We start from the raw sequence: 4,839 nt of genomic DNA on the forward strand, positions 1-4,839 counted from the left end.
GTTCAAACAAACACGCTATTGGATTCTCAAACCACAAACACACACCCAACCATCACACGAAAAAGTTTTCCGCGTGATCAACCGGGGGCATCCACAGGCTGCCCGCACTCACACTCTCAACCCGTGTTGTGATCCACCGCATCAAACCATTGTTTGTGCTGGTCACACCCGGTAGGGACACCCTTTGATCGTGGTGTTCCCGGTGAGGCGAACGAGATATAACTCTAGACCACTGCAGACCCCTCACGCAACCCCGGAATCGACCATTCCGGGGTGACAACCACCACACGGCGCAGAGGGGTGCGAAAACCACCCGGAAAACAGGGCGACTACGCCTATATCGACCCGCCGGCGGCACGCAGAACCGCGTTGACCTGGCGGTCGATGACGTCACCGAACATCGCGATCTCCGACGTCGGCAATGCGCGCGCGTGGGAGACGCTGCGCCACTGGCCGACCGCCTCGGCGACGTCTCTCATGATGCGTCGTGCCTGACGACTATCGAGGTGGCAGAGCGACCCGAAGTCGAGAAGCGCGGACATCTCCTCCTCAGCCGACCGGGCTCCGTTGATCGCGGTCTGCCGTTCGGTGTCGACATCTGGCTCGGGATTGATGTCGAAGACCGGACTGAGCTCCCATCCTGCGGGCCGCCGCAAGAACCCGTGATTGCGCAGATGGTCGTCGGTGTTGTGGATGGCTGCGGAGAACACCACGCGCCGGAACAGCTCCGCGCAGTCTCGCCTCCAGTTGAGGCTGAGATCCTCGATTGCTTCAACGATGTCGAGGTAGTCGCCTGGCTCGCCGTCGCGCCGCTCGGTCGCCGTCATCGCGCTCAGATACGGAACCCGAGACCCGCCGTCTCGGTCGAATCGGTCGACGACGAGAACGGGTCGATCATCGAGAGTGAGCAGCTGCCGACCGGGGACGGAGATGCCGGCACGGGACGCAAGCTCGAGAGCGACCCCCTCCCATGCGATGACTGACCAATCGTCTGTGGGTCGGGAGAACTTCGCAATCATCAGACCTCCGTCCCCCAGGACGGAGGCCTTCGGTCGAGCGCCACCGAGCGACCCGGTTCCGGCGTCGAGGAGGCGCTTGGCCGCGGCATCGGAGCCATCGGCGGCCTCATCGGCCGCCCTCTGGAGTTCAGGCAGTCGGATGAGCGGGGGAACATGAGCTCCGGCTGCCAGATATGCCGGGGACTCCGGACTGCGGAATCGCAAAGCACCCTGGCGGGTGACATCACTGACTCCGATGAGGTAGTCGACCTCGGTGAGCCGGCGATGGCGCGCCTGCCCTGAGGCAACGAGTCTCTGGTGCTGCTTGGCGACGAGATTGCGGCCCCAACGATCCGGAGCGCAATCGCTCAACGCCCCCGGCAGGCCGGCGACCGTGAACGATCCGGTCGACAAGGGCAATTGAGGGTCGATCGGGAACGCCCACCGTTGGGCGAGGTAGCCCGGCGAGTAGACGAACGTGGTCGACACCTCATTGCGGGCCAGGTGGAAATAGGCAGTGCCGACGAACTCGGTGCGACCGTTGATGTCGAGATCGACGAGCACCTCATCGGCATTCATCGGCGAACCCGCTCAGGCAGAGATTCCGTCGAACGCAGCCTGCCGACATCTGTGCTCAATGGGTCGAACGACTCTGCGACGTGGTCGAGCTGTCCGAGCGCCTGCATCACCGACATCACCGCGCCGATCGAGACTCCAGGATCGCCGCGTTCGATCTTCTGCAGTGTCGTCCTCGAGATCCCTGCGCGTTGCGCGAGTTCTGCGGCTTTGAGCGATTGCATGAGACGCCACCTGCGGATCGATCCGCCGACGTCACCGAGGCGACGCCCCACCGCGCGCGTGACATCCATAACGTCCCCTAACTGACTTTATCCCACCCACTAACAGAGATTACGACCATGATACTACTCATAACAGTACGTTGACAGGCGTCAGAGACGCGTGAATGGCTCCGCGTAGCGGAAGGTCCCGTGTTCGCCGGCATAGGTCGACAGAGCGCGGGTCTGGAAGTAGTCGCCCCACGCAGGGTCGGGAGATTCGATGTCCATCGCTGAGGCGGGGACGAAACCGAAGCGACCGTAGAAGTTCGGATCGCCGAGGAGGCCGGCGACCGGGGTGCCGAGCGCGTCGGCAGCGCCGAGAGCGAACTCCATCAGCGCGGAGCCGATCCCTTCGCCCTGGTGGGCCGGGAGCACGCTGACCGGGCCGATCCCGACTGCCGGCGCGGTACCGACATGAGCACGAGTGGCGACGATATGCCCGACCACGGCGTCGTCGATGACGGCGACGAGTGAGAGCTCGGGAATCCAGGACTCGTCGTCCCGCAGCCACTCGATGAGAGTGACCTCTCCGGGGTCTCCGCCCGGGGCGACCGGGGGTGCACTGTGAGCGGCGCTGCGGAATGCCTCTGCGGTGACGGAGCGAATGGCGCTGATGTCTGATTCGGTCTCACGACGGATGATCATTCTTCTGAGACTACCCCCGGTTTCTCATTCCGCCTCGAGAGTATCGTTGAGGTCGCAGAGTCGCCCTCCCGCACGCATGGAGTCGACCGCACGGGCGAGTTCCTCCAGGCGCCGTTCAGCACTCGCGACGAGATGCTCCGAGATGCGGTTCCAATCCCCGGGCTGCGGATCGTCGGGCAGATCATCGAAGATCTCGGCGATCTCCCGCACAGTGAACCCGACGCGCTGGGCGAGCTTCGCCACTCTGACCTGGCATGCGGCGCTTGAAGCGAACCGTCGTTGGTTGCCCGGCGTGCGCACTGCGGTGATCACCCCGTGCCGTTCATAGAACCGGACCGCAGAAGGGGCGACACCGCTGTCCACGGCCACATCCCGCACGGTCAGTAGATGCTGTGTGTCGATGAATGATGTCGTCGTCATAGGCAGAGCCTCCCAGATTCAGGTCTTGACTTCAATATATGTTGAAGTTCTAGCGTGGCGACCATGGACACCACATCGAGTACAGCGAATCCCATGAATCGCGGAACCGCCCGGTCCTCTGCCGGGGTGTTGACGGTGCTCGCGGCGGGAATTCTGCTGCAGGCAGTCACCATGTACCTCACCAGCGCTCTGATGCCGAGCGCCGTCGCCGAGATCGGCGGCGAGGTGTACTACGCGTGGGTGACGACGGTATTCATCGTCGCGGGGGTGGCCGCAACGGTGGCGACTCCGGCGGTGCTGGGCCGGCTCGGCTCTCACCGCTCATACGTATTCGGTGCGGGTGCGTTCGCGGTCGGCAGTGCCGTTGCCGCCGCAGCACCGAGCATGGAGGTTCTCCTGATCGGCCGCGCGGCGCAGGGCGTCGGCGGTGGACTGCTGTCCGGTTTGGCGTTCGCTCTCATCCGGACGGCGCTGCCGGAGACGGCGTGGGCGCGAGCAACCGCAGTCGTGTCGGCGATGTTCGGGGTCGGGACGCTTGTCGGCCCGACCGCCGGCGGGGCCTTCGCACAGCTGGATGCCTGGCGGCTCGCGTTTGCCTCGGTGGCCGCCGCGGGTGTCGTTCTCTCGATCGCCGCGCCCTTGACTCTGCCTAGGTCGCAGCGGTCTGTGGCCCTGACGCGGCTGCCGCTGACGTCGATGATCATTCTCATCGTCGCCATCGCTGCGCTCAGCATCACCAGCGTCCTCCCAAGCGCCTGGGTGTGGGTCGGGGTCGTGTTGGCGATGATGTTGCTGGTCGCATTCATCGCCGTCGACCGAAGAGCGCGGGTCGGTGTTCTGCCGCCCCTTGCCTACACGCGAGGGTCGCTGAAATGGATCTACCTTGCCCTTGCGTTGACCACGGCCGCGCCGGCCAGCGAGGCGTTCACTCCTCTGTTCGGGCAACGTCTGTTCGAGCTTGCCCCGTTCGCCGCCGGTTTCCTCGGCGCGACCGTGTCGATCGGCTGGTCAGTCGCTGCCATCTGGAGTTCCCGAGCCGAACGCCCAGCTGTGCAAGCACGTCTGCTCGTCCTTGGGCCGGCCGTGACGGCGGTCGCGATGGCGGTCCTCGTCATTCTGCAGTTCGTCCCGATGGCCGGGCCGATGGTCATCATCGGCTGGATTCCGGCGTTGGTCCTCGCTGGTGTGGGGGTCGGGCTGGCGAACCCGCACTTGTCCGTGCGCGTGATGTCCAGCAGCCCCAACAAGACCGACGGCCGAATCGCCGCCGCTGCCATTCCCATCGTCAGTCAACTCGGCCAAGCGTTCGCGGCCGCTATCGGCGGCATCGTCGTCAATTCAGCCCTGCCCTCGATCGCGGGTGCCGCAGCCGGCCTGTTCGCACTGTTCGCGCTGTTGGCACTCCTCGGTCTCGGGGCAGTCGTGGCTGCTCGTTCCCTGGACGCCCGCGCGACAACCGCCGACAGTTCGCCAGGGCCGACGTCGACATGACAGATCGCGCACACGGAGCACCAGTTGGTGCTGCCCGCTGCCGACATCATTCGCGGGCCCGAGCCGGTTGAGGTCACCGGCACCGAGGCAGTCCGCCGTTTCCTCGGACTCGACACTCCGACCTGATTGCAGCAGACACCCCGCCGGCCCGACACCCGGTCCGGTGCGTGAATGCAAAAAAGGGAGGGAACCCTGGTCCAACGAATTGTTGAACCAGGATCCCCTCCCGAAGAATATTGCGGCAGTCACTTACTCTCCCACAACCACCAAGTTGCAGTACCATCAGCATGACATGGGCTTAGCTACCGGGATCGGAACGGTTAACCGGGCGTTTCCCCACCACTATCACCACCGCAAAACCAACGACCACCCACACACTTAACCGTGTGTGGTAATGGTCCAAGAACCGCACAGCGAACGCGAACACCACACAGCGTGGTCTCATC

General features: G+C 64.4%; 5 protein-coding genes and 1 rRNA gene. 1 reads left to right on the forward strand and 5 read right to left on the reverse strand.

Annotated elements, in window-relative coordinates:
* Nucleotides 1–335 precede the first annotated feature (335 nt).
* The 4 genes from ABD154_RS17595 to ABD154_RS17610 all read right to left on the reverse strand — a co-directional run bounded on the left by ABD154_RS17595 (nucleotide 336) and on the right by ABD154_RS17610 (nucleotide 2,902).
* Entirely contained in the window at nucleotides 336–1,577 is a 1,242-nt protein-coding gene (locus tag ABD154_RS17595; protein ID WP_344251799.1) for a type II toxin-antitoxin system HipA family toxin, read from the reverse strand.
* Complete coding sequence (locus ABD154_RS17600; RefSeq protein ID WP_211978174.1) at nucleotides 1,574–1,867, reverse strand: helix-turn-helix domain-containing protein; 294 nt, start codon at nucleotides 1,865–1,867, stop codon at nucleotides 1,574–1,576. Before ABD154_RS17600 ends, ABD154_RS17595 begins: the two co-directional genes overlap by 4 nt.
* Nucleotides 1,868–1,948: 81 nt before the next feature.
* Nucleotides 1,949–2,482 (reverse strand): GNAT family N-acetyltransferase, encoded by a 534-nt coding sequence (locus ABD154_RS17605; protein ID WP_344251800.1) that lies wholly within the window; start codon nucleotides 2,480–2,482, stop codon nucleotides 1,949–1,951.
* A 24-nt stretch (nucleotides 2,483–2,506) separates the two neighbouring features.
* Nucleotides 2,507–2,902, reverse strand: coding sequence for a MerR family transcriptional regulator (locus ABD154_RS17610; RefSeq protein WP_344251801.1), 396 nt, complete (start codon nucleotides 2,900–2,902; stop codon nucleotides 2,507–2,509).
* 63 nt (nucleotides 2,903–2,965) lie between these two features.
* On the opposite strand from ABD154_RS17610, the gene ABD154_RS17615 reads away from it, so the two are divergent.
* On the forward strand, nucleotides 2,966–4,393 hold the full coding sequence (locus tag ABD154_RS17615; protein ID WP_344251802.1) for an MFS transporter: 1,428 nt from the start codon (nucleotides 2,966–2,968) through the stop codon (nucleotides 4,391–4,393).
* A 236-nt stretch (nucleotides 4,394–4,629) separates the two neighbouring features.
* Here the strand turns inward: ABD154_RS17615 and rrf are convergent.
* Nucleotides 4,630–4,749: ribosomal RNA gene (gene rrf / locus ABD154_RS17620) — 5S ribosomal RNA — on the reverse strand.
* Between the last annotated feature and the right edge of the window lie 90 nt (nucleotides 4,750–4,839).

This window comes from Brevibacterium sanguinis (genome assembly GCF_039528855.1).
GTDB classification, from domain to species: domain Bacteria; phylum Actinomycetota; class Actinomycetes; order Actinomycetales; family Brevibacteriaceae; genus Brevibacterium; species Brevibacterium sanguinis.

Bases quoted from the DNA above. Each gene is read 5' to 3' on its own strand.
- ABD154_RS17605 (WP_344251800.1), bottom strand. From the start codon at position 2,482: ATGATCATCCGTCGTGAGACCGAATCAGACATCAGCGCCATTCGCTCC.
- ABD154_RS17610 (WP_344251801.1), bottom strand. From the start codon at position 2,902: ATGACGACGACATCATTCATCGACACACAGCATCTACTGACCGTGCGG.
- ABD154_RS17615 (WP_344251802.1), top strand. From the start codon at position 2,966: ATGGACACCACATCGAGTACAGCGAATCCCATGAATCGCGGAACCGCC.
- ABD154_RS17595 (WP_344251799.1), bottom strand. From the start codon at position 1,577: ATGAATGCCGATGAGGTGCTCGTCGATCTCGACATCAACGGTCGCACC.
- ABD154_RS17600 (WP_211978174.1), bottom strand. From the start codon at position 1,867: ATGGATGTCACGCGCGCGGTGGGGCGTCGCCTCGGTGACGTCGGCGGA.